Origin of the sequence: Phaeobacter sp. PT47_59 (assembly GCF_028890025.1) — a bacterium.
GTDB lineage: Bacteria > Pseudomonadota > Alphaproteobacteria > Rhodobacterales > Rhodobacteraceae > Phycobacter.
This window is the reverse complement of sequence record NZ_JARCJL010000023.1, coordinates 1-15,614: the sequence shown is the minus strand read 5'-3', so window position 1 is coordinate 15,614 and position 15,614 is coordinate 1. Positions and strand designations below refer to the sequence as shown.

The 15,614-nt window shown below is 64.3% G+C and carries 15 protein-coding genes and 1 pseudogene; 13 read left to right on the top strand and 3 right to left on the bottom strand.

What is annotated here, in order from left to right; translation table 11 throughout:
- Positions 1-56: 56 nt before the first annotated feature.
- From repC to PXK01_RS22025, 3 genes and pseudogenes are all read left to right on the top strand, one after another.
- The gene (repC, locus tag PXK01_RS17275) at positions 57-1,268 is read left to right on the top strand and encodes a plasmid replication protein RepC (RefSeq protein ID WP_050525470.1); all 1,212 of its coding nucleotides are present in this window, start codon (positions 57-59) and stop codon (positions 1,266-1,268) included.
- Positions 1,269-1,436: 168 nt separating this feature from the next.
- Positions 1,437-3,044, top strand: a pseudogene (locus PXK01_RS17270) (ParB/RepB/Spo0J family partition protein); the annotation flags it as partial.
- Positions 3,045-3,057: 13 nt separating this feature from the next.
- Positions 3,058-3,198 (top strand): hypothetical protein, encoded by a 141-nt coding sequence (locus PXK01_RS22025; RefSeq protein WP_009503871.1) that lies wholly within the window; start codon positions 3,058-3,060, stop codon positions 3,196-3,198.
- Between the two features lie 156 nt (positions 3,199-3,354).
- Here PXK01_RS22025 and PXK01_RS17260 read toward each other — a convergent pair whose 3' ends face one another.
- Both PXK01_RS17260 and PXK01_RS17255 read right to left on the bottom strand, forming a co-directional pair.
- Positions 3,355-4,722: an ATP-binding protein gene (locus tag PXK01_RS17260; protein ID WP_028288624.1), complete on the bottom strand. Its 1,368-nt coding sequence runs from the start codon at positions 4,720-4,722 to the stop codon at positions 3,355-3,357.
- Positions 4,719-5,378, bottom strand: coding sequence for a response regulator transcription factor (locus PXK01_RS17255; protein ID WP_274861061.1), 660 nt, complete (start codon positions 5,376-5,378; stop codon positions 4,719-4,721). Before PXK01_RS17255 ends, PXK01_RS17260 begins: the two co-directional genes overlap by 4 nt.
- A gap of 145 nt (positions 5,379-5,523) precedes the next feature.
- Between PXK01_RS17255 and PXK01_RS17250 the strand changes: the two genes are divergently transcribed.
- The 9 genes from PXK01_RS17250 to PXK01_RS17210 all read left to right on the top strand — a co-directional run bounded on the left by PXK01_RS17250 (position 5,524) and on the right by PXK01_RS17210 (position 14,338).
- On the top strand, positions 5,524-5,841 hold the full coding sequence (locus PXK01_RS17250) for a PepSY domain-containing protein (RefSeq protein WP_028288623.1): 318 nt from the start codon (positions 5,524-5,526) through the stop codon (positions 5,839-5,841).
- Complete coding sequence (locus PXK01_RS17245; RefSeq protein WP_028288622.1) at positions 5,798-7,183, top strand: ferredoxin reductase family protein; 1,386 nt, start codon at positions 5,798-5,800, stop codon at positions 7,181-7,183. The genes PXK01_RS17250 and PXK01_RS17245 overlap by 44 nt, the downstream gene beginning before the upstream one ends.
- A 180-nt stretch (positions 7,184-7,363) precedes the next feature.
- Entirely contained in the window at positions 7,364-7,744 is a 381-nt protein-coding gene (locus tag PXK01_RS17240; protein ID WP_028288621.1) for a PepSY domain-containing protein, read from the top strand.
- Positions 7,745-7,779: 35 nt separating this feature from the next.
- Positions 7,780-8,250 (top strand): DUF2271 domain-containing protein, encoded by a 471-nt coding sequence (locus tag PXK01_RS17235; protein WP_028288620.1) that lies wholly within the window; start codon positions 7,780-7,782, stop codon positions 8,248-8,250.
- Between the two features lie 11 nt (positions 8,251-8,261).
- A complete protein-coding gene (locus PXK01_RS17230; RefSeq protein WP_028288619.1) occupies positions 8,262-10,469 on the top strand; it encodes a PepSY domain-containing protein in 2,208 nt (735 codons plus the stop codon).
- Complete coding sequence (locus PXK01_RS17225) at positions 10,450-11,430, top strand: FAD:protein FMN transferase (RefSeq protein ID WP_028288618.1); 981 nt, start codon at positions 10,450-10,452, stop codon at positions 11,428-11,430. Before PXK01_RS17230 ends, PXK01_RS17225 begins: the two co-directional genes overlap by 20 nt.
- Before the next feature lie 5 nt (positions 11,431-11,435).
- Positions 11,436-13,343, top strand: coding sequence for a heavy metal translocating P-type ATPase (locus tag PXK01_RS17220; protein WP_036540305.1), 1,908 nt, complete (start codon positions 11,436-11,438; stop codon positions 13,341-13,343).
- The gene (locus tag PXK01_RS17215; protein ID WP_028288616.1) at positions 13,340-14,041 is read left to right on the top strand and encodes a VIT1/CCC1 transporter family protein; all 702 of its coding nucleotides are present in this window, start codon (positions 13,340-13,342) and stop codon (positions 14,039-14,041) included. The genes PXK01_RS17220 and PXK01_RS17215 overlap by 4 nt, the downstream gene beginning before the upstream one ends.
- Positions 14,042-14,176: 135 nt before the next feature.
- Entirely contained in the window at positions 14,177-14,338 is a 162-nt protein-coding gene (locus PXK01_RS17210; RefSeq protein WP_224557872.1) for a hypothetical protein, read from the top strand.
- A 28-nt stretch (positions 14,339-14,366) separates the two neighbouring features.
- On the opposite strand, the gene PXK01_RS17205 is transcribed toward PXK01_RS17210, so the two are convergent.
- Positions 14,367-14,660, bottom strand: coding sequence for a hypothetical protein (locus PXK01_RS17205; RefSeq protein WP_028288615.1), 294 nt, complete (start codon positions 14,658-14,660; stop codon positions 14,367-14,369).
- A gap of 337 nt (positions 14,661-14,997) precedes the next feature.
- Between PXK01_RS17205 and PXK01_RS17200 the strand changes: the two genes are divergently transcribed.
- A complete protein-coding gene (locus PXK01_RS17200; RefSeq protein WP_274861059.1) occupies positions 14,998-15,483 on the top strand; it encodes a hypothetical protein in 486 nt (161 codons plus the stop codon).
- Positions 15,484-15,614: the final 131 nt, after the last annotated feature.

The following is a 15,614-nucleotide window of genomic DNA, read 5'->3' as shown; positions in this document are numbered from 1 at the left end:
CCGCAAGCGCAAAGCGATTCGCGGGCTAGGGAAATTTTGCCTTCGTGAATGACATCATGGATTACACACCGATTTCGCCGTTTATGCGGCCGATCTCGCACGCCCATCTGCGCGTGGTCGAGCGTCCTGAGGCGTCTGTTCCCGGCAAGCCCGTCAACAAGTGGGAGCTCCTCCGTGAGCTGTCCAAGGCACAGGCCGCCTTCGGGGTTTCCGAGCGCGATCTGACCGTTCTTCAGGGACTTCTCAGCTTTTTTCCGGACGATGCGCTTGGCGGGAACACCGAAATGGTCGTCTTCCCATCCAACAAGGCGATCTGCGAGCGGCTGAACGGCATGCCTTGCTCGACGATGCGCCGTCACCTCGCCCGGTTGGTAGAGGCACGCTTGCTCATGCGGCGCGATAGCCCCAATGGGAAGCGGTATGTGCGCAAGCGTGGCGAAGATCGGGTGGCCTTCGGCTTTGATCTCTCCCCGCTCTATTGCCGGGCCGAGGAAATTGCACGGGCTGCAGAGGCTGTGCGTGAGGCCGAGGACCGTGTGCGGCGACTGAGGGAGGTAGTGAGCCTTATGCGTCGCGACTTGGCCGCTCTGGCGGAGTTCGGCGAGGAGATCCAGCCCGGGCTTGGCCTATGGGACCAGCTCCGCGACAAGGCAGCCCTCACCGCCCGCGCTCTTCGCCGCAAACTCTCGCTTGAGGATCTGTCGGCATTTCGGACTGAACTGGAGACCCTTCTTGACCAGGCGCGTAATGTGATTGACGGTCCTGAAACAGAAGAAATGAACACCAATGATGCCCAATGTGAGCGTCACCATCATAATTCAAATAAAGAATCTATAGATCTTGAACCTGCCTTAGAAAAAGGCGGGGCGGCGGGACGCGCGCCTGATGATGATACGGGTGAGCCCGTGGCTGACCTTGAAGAGTCTGACACGAGGCGGGTGCCGAAAATCCCACTCCACCTGGTAATCGCCGGCTGTCCCTCGCTCAAGACTTTCTATCAGGGCGACATTCGACACTGGCACCAACTTTTCGACGCGGCTTGTCATGTAAGGCCGGCCATGGGGATCAGTGTTTCCGCGTGGGAAGAAGCGCAACGCTGCATGGGACCAGAGCAAGCCTCGATCGTCGTCGTGGCCATGCTGGAACGATTCTCTGACATCAGATCACCGGGTGGATACTTGCGGGCGCTGACGTCCAAGGCCGCGGCGGGCGAATTCTCTTGCGGTCCGATGGTCATGGCTTTGATCGGTCGGCGAAGTGCGGCTTAACAGCTGTTAAGTTTCAACGCCGCGGTGCTCAGTTGGCATGACTTAACAGCTGTTAAGTCGCCTCTTGGCAACCATACGATCATCGAGAGGGAAAGGAGTGTTGGTTTGAGGGTGACGGGAAATGAGATCGGGAGAGTGGCTTCCGGCGCCCGTCGTGGAGAAGATCTGATGACGAAAGCTGTCCGGAAAATCACCCTGTCCCCTTCGCGGGATATCCCTTTTGACAAGCTGGTCCTGAGCCAGTCCAACGTGCGGCGCATCAAGGCTGGCGTGTCTGTCGAGGAACTGGCCGAAGACATCGCCCGCCGCGGTCTGTTGCAGAGCCTGAGCGTGCGGCCCGTCTTGGCTGACGACGGCACCGAGACCGGCAAGTTCGAGATCCCGGTCGGTGGCCGTCGGTTCCAAGCATTGTCCCTGCTGGTGAAGCAGAAGTGTTTGGCAAAGACCCCGCCCATTCCTTGCATCGTGCGCGATGCTGCGTCCGACATCCTGGCCGAGGATGATTCCCTTGCAGAAAGCATGCATCGCGTCGCCCTGCACCCGCTCGACCAATTCCGCGCGTTTGTGGCGCTGAGGGACAAGGGCCAGAGCGATGCAGAGATTGCCGCCGCCTTCTTCGTGACGCCGCAGATCGTGAAGCAGCGCTTGAAACTCGCTTCCGTCGCCCCTGCCCTGCTTGAGGTCTATGCCGAGGATGGCATGACGCTGGAGCAGCTCATGGCCTTCACCGTGAACCCCGATCATGCGCGTCAGGTTCAGGTCTGGGATGTGATCCATTCATCCTGGAACAAGGAGCCATTCCAGATCCGGCGCATGCTGACCGAGACCTCGGTCCGGGCGTCTGACCGGCGCGCGGTCTTTGTGGGTGTTGAGGCCTACGAAGCGGCGGGCGGCACGATGTTGCATGACCTCTTTCAGGGCGATGACGGTGGCTGGCTCGAGGACCCTGCCCTGCTCGATCGGCTGGTGACGGAAAAACTCCAGGCCAAGGCTGAGACGGTTGCCGTTGAGGGCTGGAAGTGGATCGAGGTCGCGCTTGACCTGCCCTACGGCTACAGCCACGGCCTGCGGTCCCTGTCAGGTGATCCGGCACCGATGACGGATGACGAAGGCGCGGCCCATGCCAAGCTGCTCGCCGAATACCGGGCGCTGGAAGAGGAATACGCGGGTCAGGATGAAATCCCCGACGGGATCGACACGCGGCTTGGCGTGTTGGAAACGGAGATGGAAAAGATCGAGACCCGGCCGTTGATCTTCGACGCGGAGGAGATCGGGCGGGCAGGGGCGTTCGTCACGCTCGACCGCTACGGCGCGCTGGCCGTCTATCGCGGCTATGTGCGTCCAGAGGATGAGCCGGTTGACGTGACAGCGGTCCAGGATGGTGCTGATCCTGCGGTGGCGGGGCAGGGGGATGATCGTGATCTCACCGATGGCTATGACAGTGCCGCTCATGCCGGAACCGTCATCATGTCGGGAGGCCAGCCGATTGGCGGCGATCTGCCGGAGGATGAGGATGACGGAGCGCTGAAGCCACTGCCCGAGCGGCTCGTAATCGAGTTGACGGCACACCGGACGCTGGCGCTGCGTGAAGCGATCGGGCGCTCGCCCGACGTGGCGTTGATTCTGCTGCTGCTGAAGATTGTGACGGACACCTTCCGCACTTCCTCTGCTTCGGGAAGCTGTCTCGAAGCCTCAGTGCGTCACATCTACATGCCGGCGCAGGCGAGCGATCTGAAGGACAGCGTGGTGGCAAAGCTGGTCGACGAGCGTCATGCGCCGGAACGATCTCGTGGCGCTTGACGATGAGGACCATGCCGAAGGGCAGGGGGCGGATGCCGAAGCGGCTGACAGCGTCAGTGAAGCTGACCTTCCTGCATTTCTGACGGATGACCTGCCTGCTGAAGGCGCGTCGATGCTGGCCTCGGAATAACGTGATCCAGCGGGGGGCGGAGATTCCGCCCCCAATCACCCTATAGTGTAATAATATCAATGGGATGAGCGCGATTACTCGCATTCAGAATGAAGAATCATGTCTACAACAACCATCATCGACACCGCACCCCTCGGGGCGCTGCGACGTGAGACTTCAAGGCCAATGCTCCCGATCTTTCACATGGGCATTTGGAGCATCCGTTGGCAATCTGACGGATGCCTGAAATCCAGAAGTTTCACCGGGACGTGGTGACTGGAGCAAGAGAGAGGTTTCGATCCGTTCTGCGATGGCTGAGACGATAGCGAGGCCAAGCCCGCTACCATCAGTTTTTGCATCTGCCCTCTCGAAGCGCCCTGTCAGGCGTTCGAGTGTTTCGGTTGCTACCGCGGGGCCCTCGTTCGCCACGATCAACTGCCCCTCGCTCGTGAGTGTAACCGCGACTGGGGCATTCTGCGCCCCGTGGCGTAGGGCGTTTTCCACCAGATTCCGGCACAGAATTCCTAATGCGTCGGGGTCGATATCAGACAAGACAGGCGTGTCCGGCAAGTTCAACGTAAGGCGCCCGTTCTCTGTGGTGCGCGCGATATCTTCCACCACGACCCGAGTGATGGTTCTGACATCAGCGCTCTGGTCCATCCGAAGTCTACCGCCTTCCGCCCGCGCAAGCTGCAGGAGACGCTCGGAAAGCCGAGTGAGACGCTTGAGCGTTGCCTCGATCTCGGCGGCACGGGCGTCGATGGTCGGATCTTTGGTCTCTGACCGCAGTCGCTGCGCCTGGGCGATAGCGCCCGCCAATGGTGTCCTTAGTTCATGAGCCGCATTGGCTGCAAAACTTCGCTCAGCCTCGAACGCGTCGCGCAACCGAGCCAAAAGGCTGTTCAAGGTTGCGGCCAGCGGTCCGATTTCGGTCGGCAGGTCGGCCGCGGGTACTTCTGACAGGTCGCGCACGCCGCGCGCTTCAAGCCGCGTACGGAACCGATGGAGAGGGGCGAGGCTAAAGCGCACAGCGAGAATAATCGACGCGAGCGCCAACGGCAGCACGACCAGCAGCGGCAGGCCGAGGCCCATCTGGATTTCAAGAGCAACCGATGCGCGATGCGCCAACGGTTCGGCCACGGTGATGCTGATCGTCCCCTGGAGCGCCGCGTCGCTGTAGAGGCGATGTGTGGCGTTCTGCCCAAATCCCGGCCCGTCGTATGGAGGGAACACGGCAGGGTCCGCCGCATGGGATTGCAGCAAAATGCGTCCCTCGGCATCGCGTACGATGTAGGTGAAGAACTCGTCATGCTCCCGGATCGGCGCGAGGCGCTGCGTCACACCCTGATCTTCTCGGCCGACGATGTCGGTCACGGCCAGCGGAAGGATGCGCTCGGCGGTTTCGCGCAGGGCGCTGTCGAAGACCTCGTCCATCTCGCCCCGAACGATCACCGCGGTAACCGTGGCGGCGGCGAGCCAGAGGATCGTCAGCACAAGGCCGAGTGACAAGCCGAGCCGTACCTGAAGGCTGGATGGCCACATCATGGCTTGCCCAGCCGGTAACCCATGCCGCGCTCGGTCTCGATGATGGCGCTCCCCAGTTTCTTGCGCAGGCGGCTCACGTGCACCTCGATGGTGTTGCTCTCGACTTCGGCGTCGAAAGCGTAGAGCTTCTCCTCCAACTGCGCCTTGGACAGGAGCTGCCCGGGACGCGCCAGGAAGGCCTCGAAGAGCGCCCATTCCCGCGCCGTCAGCGGCACATGTCTGCCATCCCGATGGACGCTGCGCGCGGCAAGGTTGATGTCGAGCGGTCCGTGGGTCAGGATCGGGTTGGGGTTGCCGCTGTAGCGCCGCGCGACCGATCCGATCCGTGCCGACAGTTCCGACAGGTCGAAGGGCTTCACAAGATAGTCGTCAGCGCCCGCATTGAGGCCTTCGATCCTATCGGACACCTGGTCGAGCGCCGTCAGGATGATGACCGGCGTCACGTCTCCACGCGTCCTGAGGCCCTTGAGGAACCCGATACCACGTCCGTCTGGCAGCATGAGGTCGAGCAGGAGCAGGTCGTAAGAGGTTGCGCTCATCGCGTCTGCCGCCGCGTCTAGCCGCGTGACCCAGTCTACTGACTGGCCATCAGCTGCGATCTGGTCGCGCACGGCAGCGCCAAGAGTCGTGTCGTCCTCGATCAGCAATATGCGCATGGTCGTACCCGTCCTTTCCTGATGTCCCTCCATGATCCGTCTGGCTGACACGAAGCTGAAGCTTGTGGGTCGAGCCCCTTCAGGCTGCCGTCAGCTTCGCGGCGCATGAATGGCATCAAGAGGCGAGCCACTAGGAGTGTGCCCCATGAAGAAGACATTGACAATTATCGGCTTTCTCGCGGTCTTTACGGCCGGCGCGGCGCTGGCTGACGACGATTGCTTCGTGCCGATGGCCGACTGGCAGCCGCGCGATGCTGTTGCCATGCTGGCCGAGGAAAATGGTTGGACGGTGCGCCGGATCAAGATCGATGACGGCTGCTACGAGATCGACGGGAGGGATGCCGAGGGGCGTGCGATCGAGGTGACTGTCCACCCGGCCACGCTGGAGGTAATCGAGTTCGAATACGAGGACGACGAGGATGATCGCCGCGAGCGGGATCACGAGAGACGCGACGATGACTGATGCAGCGCGTCGCGACGGTATTGTCCCGGTGCCGAGCCTGCCGCCACTCTCCCGGCTTTCCCTAAACTCTCCTCTAGCCCTGACGGGCCCGGTGCTGGTTGCGTTGCCATGCCTGCTGGCGGCTTTGCTCGGTTTCAACACCTATGCGACTTATGGTGCGGATGCCGCGCTCGGCATCGCCGTCGGGGCCGCGGCAGTTGTCGCGATGGCACAGACCCTGATCCTCGCCGCACGGCCGCCGCTGGTGGAGCCGTTGTTCGGCGGTCTCGATCGCATGTACCGGGTCCACAAGTGGCTTGGTATTTCCGCAATGGTCCTGATGATCCTGCACCAGCAGATCGAGCCGGATTTCGAGCGTTTGGTGCGTGAAACCTCCCTTGGTGAACTTGGTGAAGAGGCGGGCGAACTTGCCTTCAACGCGCTTCTTGCCCTGGTTGCTGTCAGCTGGTTCCGGAGATTGCCCTTCACCCCACTGGAAATCCCCTATCAAATCTGGCGGTTCAGCCATCGTTTCATGGGGGCCCTTTTTGCAATCGTGGTCTTTCACCAGTTCTTCGTCGACCTGCCGACAGAGGTAGATCCATCGCTCTCGGTGCTTCTGAACACATTCGGCATCGCCGGAGTGATCGCGTGGATATTCACCGAGCTGGTCGCCCCGTACCTGCGGCGTAGAGAATTCACCGTCACAGAGATCAGCCAGACCAAGGACACCACCACGCTAACCCTCCGCCCCGAGGGGCGGGCCATGCGGTGGCGGCCGGGGCAATTCGCCTTCTTCCGCGCGCCAGAGGCAGGACTGTCCGAGCCGCACCCTTTCACGATTGCCAGCGCCCCGCGCCCTGACGGCACCCTGACGTTCTGCATCAGGGGGTTGGGTGGCTGGACACGAAGCCTGCCCGCCATCTTGCGGACCGGAACGCGCGTGCAGGTCGAAGGGCCATATGGACGGTTCAATTTCCGCAAGGGCGGTGCGCGCCAAATATGGCTTGCCGGCGGCATCGGTATCACGCCGTTCCTCGCCTGGGCGGAAAGCCTGACAGAGGCGGAGAGTCGCGACATTCACCTCATCTACTGCGTTCCGACACAAGAGGAGGCGATTGGCGTAGAGACGTTGCGCGCTGCGGCTGCCCGCAACCCGAGGTTCAGTTTCGAGGTGGTCGTTACGACGCGCGATGGCAGGCTCACGGCCGAGCGCCTGATTGGCGCGGTCCCTTTCGCGATCCGGCAAGCCGATCTGTGGTTCTGCGGCCCAACCGGTCTGAAGGACGGGATTCTCAAGGGCTTGAAAGCACAAGGCCAAACGCCTCGCCGTGTCCGCTTCGAGCAGTTCGAATTCACCTGAACGCGGGGCAGGGCGTATAGCCATGCCAGCCCTGTAGCCTGCGCTCGCATCTTTTTGGCCCCGTCATCATCGGCGGGGCCATTTTCCTGACGGCAAGCTGAAGCAGGAATCGCTGGGGCGTCAGGATGCCCTCAGGTCGGGGTGCCAGATTGGTCTCATCAAACGAAAGGACCCCTTGCCATGAAAAAGACCCTGACCGCCCTTGCCCTGATCGCACTTTTGCCCGCCGGCGCTGCGCTGGCCGACGACGATGATTGCAATGCGCCCCGTGACCAGTGGCAGCCGCGCGAGGCCGCCATGCAGATGGCCGAACAGAACGGTTGGACGGTGCGCGACTTCGAGATCGACGACGGCTGCTACGAAATCGAAGGCCGAGACCAGAATGGCCGCGAGATCGAGGTGAAGTTCGATCCGGCGACGCTGCAGATCGTCGAGATGGACTACGAGGATGATGACGACGACCGCGGTGGCGCCCGCAATCCCGCGCCCGCTGGAACGGTCGCTCCTCCGCAGAACGGCCTCTTCGGAAACGGCGCCCCTCCGCAGGTTCAGGTGAACTGAACAGCTCCGAAGCACCCTGAACAAGGATCATTCCCATGAAATCACTTCTCGCAACGCTCGCGCTTACCACCGCACTCACGCTTCCCGGCCTCGCTATGGCACGGCCCGTGACGCTCACAACCACCCTTAACAACTATGGTGGCGACGGCGCTTACCTCGCGCTTTACGTTACCGACGCCTCGGGCGCCTATGTCGGCAGTCTCTGGATGGCTGGTGGCAAGTCCAAGTACTACGAGCATCTGAGCGACTGGTACCGTGCCACGGGCGGCGATACCGCGCAGGTAAACGGTATCACCGGCGCCAGCGTCGGCGCGGGCCGCAGTCTCGAGATCACGCTCGATCTGGCCGACGCGCTGTTCGATGCGGGCTACACGCTGCACATCGACGCGGCAGTCGAGGATATGCGCGACAGCCCGAACGAGGTGGCCGTGCCGCTGACGACGGCGGGCGCGGGCACGCCGGTGAGCGGGCGGCGCTACATCGCCAACTTCTCCTACGACATGTGAGGGGCAGGGCCATGATCCGTACACTCCATCGCTGGCCGGGTCTTCTGGCACTCGCGCTCGTCACGATCCTGAGCCTGAGCGGCGCTGCGCTCTCGGTCTTTCCGGCAGTCGAGCGCATCACCGCGCCGCAGGTGGAGACTGGCCTGACAGTCGCCACCCTCGCGGAGCGCATCCAGGTCGTCTATCCGGGCGTCGAGCAGATCCGGCGGTCGCCCTCCGGTCGGATCACCGCCTATTGGTTCGATCAGGGCGCGCCGGGTGCTGCCGTGATCGACCCGGCGACGGGCGCGGGCGTGGCCTCGGCCGACCCGAACCAGGCGCTTCGCTGGCTCACCAACTTTCATCGCTCGCTCTTCCTCGGGGATGGCGGGCGCATCGCCATGGCCGCCGGGGCCGCGGCGATGCTGGTCCTCTCGCTCTCGGGTGCTATGCTGGTCGTGCGACGGGCGGGCGGATGGCGGCACTGGTTCGCGTCCTTGCGCGGTCCGTTCACGGGCAGGCTGCATGTCGAGATCGCCCGGATCGCCGTCATCGGCCTCGTTCTGTCCTCCACCACCGCCCTCTGGATGACAGCCTCCACCTTCGATCTTTTGCCGGACGGTGGCGTCCTGCCGGCTGATCCCACCGAAGTGAGCGGAGAGATTGGGTTCGCTCTCGATCAGATGGCCACGCTGCTGCAGACGCCCGTCGCCGAGCTGCGCGAACTGAGCTTTCCCTATCCCGGCGATGCGACGGACGTGTTCACACTGAAGACCGACCGGGGCACCGGCTATCTTGACCAGGGAACCGGCGCGCTCGTGGCATGGGCCGACCTGACCGGGTGGGAGCGCGTCTCGGAAACCATTTACATGCTGCACACGGGGCAGGGGGCCGCGATGCTCGGCCTTGTGCTCGGGATGATGGCGCTCGGAGTGCCGGCGATGGGCGTGACCGGCGTCTTGATCTGGCTTGCCGGGCGGCGCGGGCGGCCGCGCATCCGGGGCAACCAGCCCGCGGGCCGTGCCGAGACGATCATTCTTGTCGGCAGCGAGGGTGGCAGCACCTGGGGCTTCGCCGCGACCCTGCATGCCGCGCTGACGGCAGCGGGGCAGGGCGTCCATGTTGGCCCGATGTCGGGCTTCGCACCAGAGCGCTACGCCCGTGCAGAGCGCATCATCGTCCTCGCCGCGACTTATGGCGATGGCGCGGCGCCCGCCTCGGCCAAGGGGCTCCTCGACCGGATGAACGCGTCGGCCCCTGCGCCTGATATCCCGATGGCCCTGCTCGGCTTCGGCGACCGCAGCTTTCCGTCCTATTGCGCCTTCGCCAAGGCCGTTGCGGCAGCGGCGCAGGCGAAGGGCTGGGCCGAACTCATGCCGCTGGACACGATCGACCGCCAATCGCCACAGGATTTCGCGCGCTGGGGCCGAGCTCTTGGCGAGGTGCTTGGCATCTCTCTCGAGCTTTCTCACCAGCCCGTTTCGCCGCGCACCGAAACATTGACCCTCGTCTCGCGGCGCAACTACGGGGCCGAGATGCAGGCGGGGGCCGCGATCCTGCGCTTCGCCCTGCCGCGCGCAACGCCGTGGCAACGGCTGACGGGCACGGGCTTCGCACGGTTCCAGGCGGGCGACCTGATCGGCGTCCTGCCGCAGGGCAGCCCGATGCCGCGCCTCTATTCGCTGGCCTCGGGCCGGCGCGACGGGTTCGTCGAGATCGTGGTGCGCAAGCATCCGGGCGGTCTGGCCTCGGGCCAGCTGACCGCGCTGGAACCGGGCGATACGGTCCGGGCCTTCCTGCGGCGCAATCCCGGCTTTCACGCCGGTCGCGGTCTCACCCCGCTGATCCTGATCGGGGCGGGCACCGGCATCGGGCCGCTGGCGGGCTTCATCCGCGGCAATGCGCGGCACAGGCCCGTGCACCTGTTTTTCGGGATGCGGCATGCGGACAGCGATTTCTTCTATGGCGAAGAGATGCCCGGCTGGCAGGCTGAGGGGCGGTTGACCCGGCTTGTCACCGCCGTCTCGCGCGGCGCGCGGCGCAGTTATGTGCAGGACGCCTTGCGCGCCGACGCGGCGCAGGTGGCCCGGCTTATCTGCGACGGGGCGCGTGTGATGGTCTGCGGCGGGCGCGACATGGCCACGGGCGTGAGCGATGCGTTGGCCGAGATACTCGCACCTGCCGGGCTTACGCCCGCAGTCCTAAAGGCAGAGGGGCGGTATGTCGAAGATGTCTACTGAGCGCGCGCGCATCGCCCTGAACGGCCCCGCCATGGGCACGCGCTGGTCGGCGCTGTTCTTCGCGGATCGGGTCCGCGACACGGATGCAATTCGTGCCGCCCTTCAGGCGGCTGTCGACGAGGTGGACACGCAGATGTCGATGTGGAACGCGGAGAGCGCGCTCATGCGGATCAATGCGGCGCCGGTGGGCGATTGGGTGGTGGTGCCGGAGCAACTGCGGGCGGTCCTGCGCCTCGGGCTCGAGATCGGGCGTGCCTCGGGCGGGGCCTTCGATATCGGCATGGGCGATGCGGTGACGGCCTGGGGTTTCGGGCCCGGGGCCGCCGCGCCCGAGGGTATCCGCGCCGCGATGGACGCCCCCCGCCGCCCGGCTCAGGAGGTGCTGGAGATCGAGGGGATGCAGTTGCGCAAGACCGCGCCCGTCGCGCTGGACCTGAACGGCATCGCCAAGGGCCACGGTGTCGACCGGCTCGCCGAGACCTTGCGCGATCATGGGATTGCCGACGCCCTTGTCGGCATCGACGGTGAGATGCGTGCCATGGGCCTGCGCCCCGATGGCGAGGCATGGATCATCGCGGTAGAAGCGCCGGACCCTGATCGCCGGACGCCGCATTCGGTTCTGGCGCTGCAGGACGCCGCCGTCGCGACCTCCGGTGACTACCGCCATTGGGTCGAGGTGCATGGGCGCCGCCTGTCGCATACCATGGATCCGAGACGTGGCGCGCCGCTGATCGCCTCGCCGGCCTCCGTCACCGTCGTGGCCCGCACCTGTGCCGAGGCCGACGCCTGGGCGACGGCGCTGATGGTGCTCGGTGCGGAGAGGGGTGCGGACCTCGCAAGACAACGTGGACTCGACGCCCTGTTTCTTCTGCGCGATGATGAAGGGAATGCAATGGGCGTGGGAGTCGGGCGTCTTTTTTCCGAAGAACCAGCGGCAATCGCCTCAGCCGGGGGAAGATGAGCCGCATGGAACAGACCCGTACCGATCGCTTCAAGACCGCACTCCTGCTGATGGCCGCAACCGGGCTGATCGTGGGACTCGCATTCTACCTTGCGGGCCAACCAGAGGTTGCGAACCTGATCTGGATTGCAGGAGTTGTTCCCGCGCTGGCAGCGCTTGTGGTCGAAATCGTCCGCAGCATTGGGCGCGGCGAGGTGGGCCTCGATATCGTTGCCGCGCTGTCGATGTCGGCGGCGCTTGTCTTCGGCGAGACCTTGGCTGCGGCTGTCGTCGCAGTCATGTATTCTGGAGGCACTTTCCTCGAAGCCTTCGCTGAGGGCCGTGCACGTCGTTCGATGAAGGATCTTCTATCTCGCGTACCCCGGACCGCGACGCGGCACCGGAACGGCGGTCTTGAGGATGTGCCTCTCGAGGAGATCGCACCGGGCGATCGCCTGCTGATCCGGCAGGGCGATGTCGTTCCCGTGGACGGTTCGGTTACGTCCGACACCGCCTTCCTCGACACCGCGGCGCTGACCGGCGAATCCCTCCCAGTCCGGCTGGCGCGCGGGGCCGACGCCATGAGCGGATCGACCAACGCGGGCGAGGCCTTCGACCTGACGGCGACGCGCGAGGCCAAGGACAGCACCTATGCAGGGATCGTTCGCCTGGTCGAGGAAGCGCAGGCGTCCAAAGCGCCGATGTCCCGGCTGGCCGACCGCTGGTCGCTGGGCTTTCTGGTCGTCACCGTCAGTATCGCCTTCGCGGCCTGGTGGTTCACAGGCGATCCGATCCGCGCGGTCGCCGTGCTGGTGGTCGCCACGCCCTGTCCGCTGATCCTTGCCGTGCCGGTTGCGCTGGTCGCGGGTCTCTCGCGTGCGGCGCATTTTGGCGTTTTGATCAAGGGCGCAGGGCCGCTCGAGACAATGGCGCGCATCCGTACGCTGATCCTCGACAAGACGGGGACGCTGACAGATGGCCGTCCGCAGATCATCTCGATCGACAGCCACGATGGCATGAACGAGGACGACATCCTGCGCCTCGCGGCCGCGCTCGATCAGGCCTCCAAGCACCCTGTCGCGCAAGCGATCGTCACCGCCGCCAAGGCACAGGGCTTCACACTGCCCGTTCCGACAGAAGTGGCTGAGATCCCGGGCGAAGGGGTCTTGGGTCGTGTGGAGGACCGCGAGGTGATCGTCGGGGGCGACGGCTTCGTGGCGTCCCGGGTCGGGCGGATGGTGGGCGATCACCCCGCCAAGGGCGCCGGATCGGTCCTTGTCGCAGTGGCAGTTGACGGTCACATGGCCGGGCACCTCGTCATGTCCGACCCGCTGCGCGAGGGAGCGGGTGCCATGCTGGACGGTCTGCGCCGCCAAGGGATCTCGCGTATCCTGCTGGCCACCGGCGACCGCGCGGACGTGGCCGAGCGTGTGACGGAAGGGCTGGGCCTCGACGGGCTGCGGGCCGGTCTGACGCCGGATCAAAAGGTGTTGCTGGTGCTCTCTGAGCGTAAACACGGGCCGGTGATGATGGTGGGTGATGGTGTCAACGACGCGCCCGCCCTGGCCGCAGCCGATGTAGGCGTGGCAATGGGGGCACGGGGCGCCGCGGCCTCGGCCGAGGCCGCCGACGTGGTGCTGCTCGTCGACCGGATCGACCGGCTGGGGCCCGGCATCGAGATCGCGCGGGCTTCACGCCGGATCGCGGTCGAAAGCGTTGTCGCCGGGATCGGCCTGTCTGTCATGGGCATGATCGCGGCCGCTTTCGGCTACCTCACGCCGGTTCAGGGCGCGCTCCTGCAAGAAGTGATCGACGTTGCCGTGATCCTGAACGCCCTGCGCGCGCTGCGCATCGCGCCACAGGAGCCAGCTACGGGCAAACCCCAGGCGATCATTTCAGAGCAAGCTGACATCGTTCAAGGAGCCACGCCATGAGCCGTCTATCACATTCTGAAATCCATATGGTGCATCGCATCGGCTGGCTGCGGGCCGCCGTTCTCGGCGCCAACGATGGTCTTGTCTCGACCGCGAGCCTCGTCGTCGGCGTCGCCGCAGCCGGGTCCGGCAAGCCCGAGGTCATGATCGCCGGGCTGGCCGGGCTTATGGCTGGCGCGATGTCGATGGCGGCGGGGGAGTATGTCTCGGTCAGCTCGCAAACTGACGCCGAACAGGCGGACCTCGCCCGAGAGAGCCGTGAACTCGAGGAAACGCCCGAGGCCGAGCTCGAGGAACTAACCCGGATTTATGTTGAAAGGGGGCTGGACCGCGACCTGGCGGAAAAGGTTGCCGTGCAACTGACTGAACGTGACGCGCTCGGATCGCATGCGCGCGACGAGCTCGGCATTTCGGAAACCGTTACCGCCCGCCCTGTCCAGGCGGCTCTGGTGTCCGCACTGACCTTCGCCGTTGGGGCGGTGCTGCCCCTGATCGTCGTGCTGCTGGTCTCGGAGGCGCAGATCGCTCCCCTGGTGGCGGGATCGACGATCCTTGGCCTTGCGGTTCTTGGCGGATTGGGCGCTTCGGCCGGCGGCGCAGGCGTCGTCCGTGGGGCCACGCGGGTCACGCTATGGGGAGCGCTTGCAATGGCGGCGACAGCCGGGGTCGGTGCGCTGTTCGGGGTCGCCGTAGGCTAGGAGTTAATGGGGTGTACCCGAACCCCGCTCCGGCTGCTTGTTGCGGCAACGCTCGTCAACATCGTGCTGATCATCGAGGTGCCACAGATCGAGTCGCAGCGCGTGGGGTCATAAACCCATGTCCGCAAATGGGTCATGCTGGACGAGATCAACACCGATGTTCTGGAGCGGTCCTTTGTCTGGGAGGACCGCACGCCCATCGGCACGTTCAGTTCCGTCTTCACATCCAAAATCCAGTCCAGCCTGATCGCGCTTGCCAAGTCGGGCGGGGCATCCGTTGTCGATCGGCCGAAGTAATCTCGATCAGCGCGGGGTCTACCCAGCTTCACTTGTTCCCATCGATCCACTTCGACATCAGCTCCTTGTCGCGGAAGCATTCGTCCGGCACGGCGCGGCGCTTGATGCGGGCGAGGCGCTCGGCAAAGGCGACCTGCTTTGATGTCGGGCGGCTGTCCTGCGTGCCCGGCTTCAGCTTGGCCTGTGCGTCGATCCAGGCGCTCAAGGAGCGCCGATCTTGCTGAACCTCACACGGCAGAAGCGTCTGGTTGCGAAGGGCCAGTGCGCGCGCATAGGCGATCTGCTTTGGCGTCGCGGGCAGGGCGTAAGTGGTGCTTTCCATCGGGGATCTCCCTTCTTAGCGTGGCTTTCAACATAGAACATAACAGGAACAAAATCAAGCCACCTGCGGAAATCATGGGGTTTGAGAGGAAGAGGAGGGCCGGGGGAGGTCAGGCCTGAGGATGCCCGAAAGAGGGTGTCCGGGCCTGATCCTGTTCCTCATTGGGGTCTGATGCCGGAAAGTGGAGGATCCTACGTTCTCATGAGCTTTGCATTTAACGCTCCTCGGCATCAGATCCCTAAAGAGTGAAAGTGTTCTTCGGGTTTTGTGACTGACGGATGAGGGCCTTTGAGGTCCCTCAGATGGGTCCGGGCCGGATTCCGGTCTGCCGTTCCTGATGAAGGGCATTCTCATGCAAACAGGTGTCTTGCGCGTATTGCGCGCGACCGCTGCCTCGTGGTGGCGACACAAGGAACTACGCCGAACCGGCCAGACGGGCCAGGCACTGCAGCTCGAATGCCAGACCGTCCTGCGTGATCTCGGCTATCTGAAGCAGGCGGCGTTATTGCCAAACGCGCACGTGATCTGCGGAGAGGGCGGGACATTCATCCATCTTGGTTGGACCACCGTCTCGACCCTCGCGCCGATCGAGCGCTTTCCCTTGGCCACTCTTGCGGTCGCACGAGGGACCCCGTTCATCGATGTCCGGCCCGTCACCGATGTCATTGCCTTCGCGAACTTGCCGCGGGTGGCGCGGGACGGATCGGACGACTCTGAACTCTGGGGTCCTGGCAGGTCCGTCTCGCTGACCGACTACATCGGTATGGTCGAAGGGCTCGGCGCGAGGATCGTCAACGATCCGCGCCCCCGCCAGTCAACCTGATCACCACTCCCTCTCATCAACACTCGAAAGGAGGCCAGCCATGGCCCGATCCCGCACGCCCAAATTCGATGCCTCCGAGGTCATCACAAACGAAATCATCCGCATCATCGAGCGCGGCGTCCTGCCGTGGC

Coding starts and splice junctions, on each gene's coding strand:
- repC (WP_050525470.1), top strand. CDS start 57: ATGGATTACACACCGATTTCGCCGTTTATGCGGCCGATCTCGCACGCC.
- PXK01_RS17260 (WP_028288624.1), bottom strand. CDS start 4,722: ATGATGTGGCCATCCAGCCTTCAGGTACGGCTCGGCTTGTCACTCGGC.
- PXK01_RS17255 (WP_274861061.1), bottom strand. CDS start 5,378: ATGCGCATATTGCTGATCGAGGACGACACGACTCTTGGCGCTGCCGTG.
- PXK01_RS17250 (WP_028288623.1), top strand. CDS start 5,524: ATGAAGAAGACATTGACAATTATCGGCTTTCTCGCGGTCTTTACGGCC.
- PXK01_RS17245 (WP_028288622.1), top strand. CDS start 5,798: ATGATCGCCGCGAGCGGGATCACGAGAGACGCGACGATGACTGATGCA.
- PXK01_RS17240 (WP_028288621.1), top strand. CDS start 7,364: ATGAAAAAGACCCTGACCGCCCTTGCCCTGATCGCACTTTTGCCCGCC.
- PXK01_RS17235 (WP_028288620.1), top strand. CDS start 7,780: ATGAAATCACTTCTCGCAACGCTCGCGCTTACCACCGCACTCACGCTT.
- PXK01_RS17230 (WP_028288619.1), top strand. CDS start 8,262: ATGATCCGTACACTCCATCGCTGGCCGGGTCTTCTGGCACTCGCGCTC.
- PXK01_RS17225 (WP_028288618.1), top strand. CDS start 10,450: ATGTCGAAGATGTCTACTGAGCGCGCGCGCATCGCCCTGAACGGCCCC.
- PXK01_RS17220 (WP_036540305.1), top strand. CDS start 11,436: ATGGAACAGACCCGTACCGATCGCTTCAAGACCGCACTCCTGCTGATG.
- PXK01_RS17215 (WP_028288616.1), top strand. CDS start 13,340: ATGAGCCGTCTATCACATTCTGAAATCCATATGGTGCATCGCATCGGC.
- PXK01_RS17210 (WP_224557872.1), top strand. CDS start 14,177: ATGCTGGACGAGATCAACACCGATGTTCTGGAGCGGTCCTTTGTCTGG.
- PXK01_RS17205 (WP_028288615.1), bottom strand. CDS start 14,660: ATGGAAAGCACCACTTACGCCCTGCCCGCGACGCCAAAGCAGATCGCC.
- PXK01_RS17200 (WP_274861059.1), top strand. CDS start 14,998: ATGAAGGGCATTCTCATGCAAACAGGTGTCTTGCGCGTATTGCGCGCG.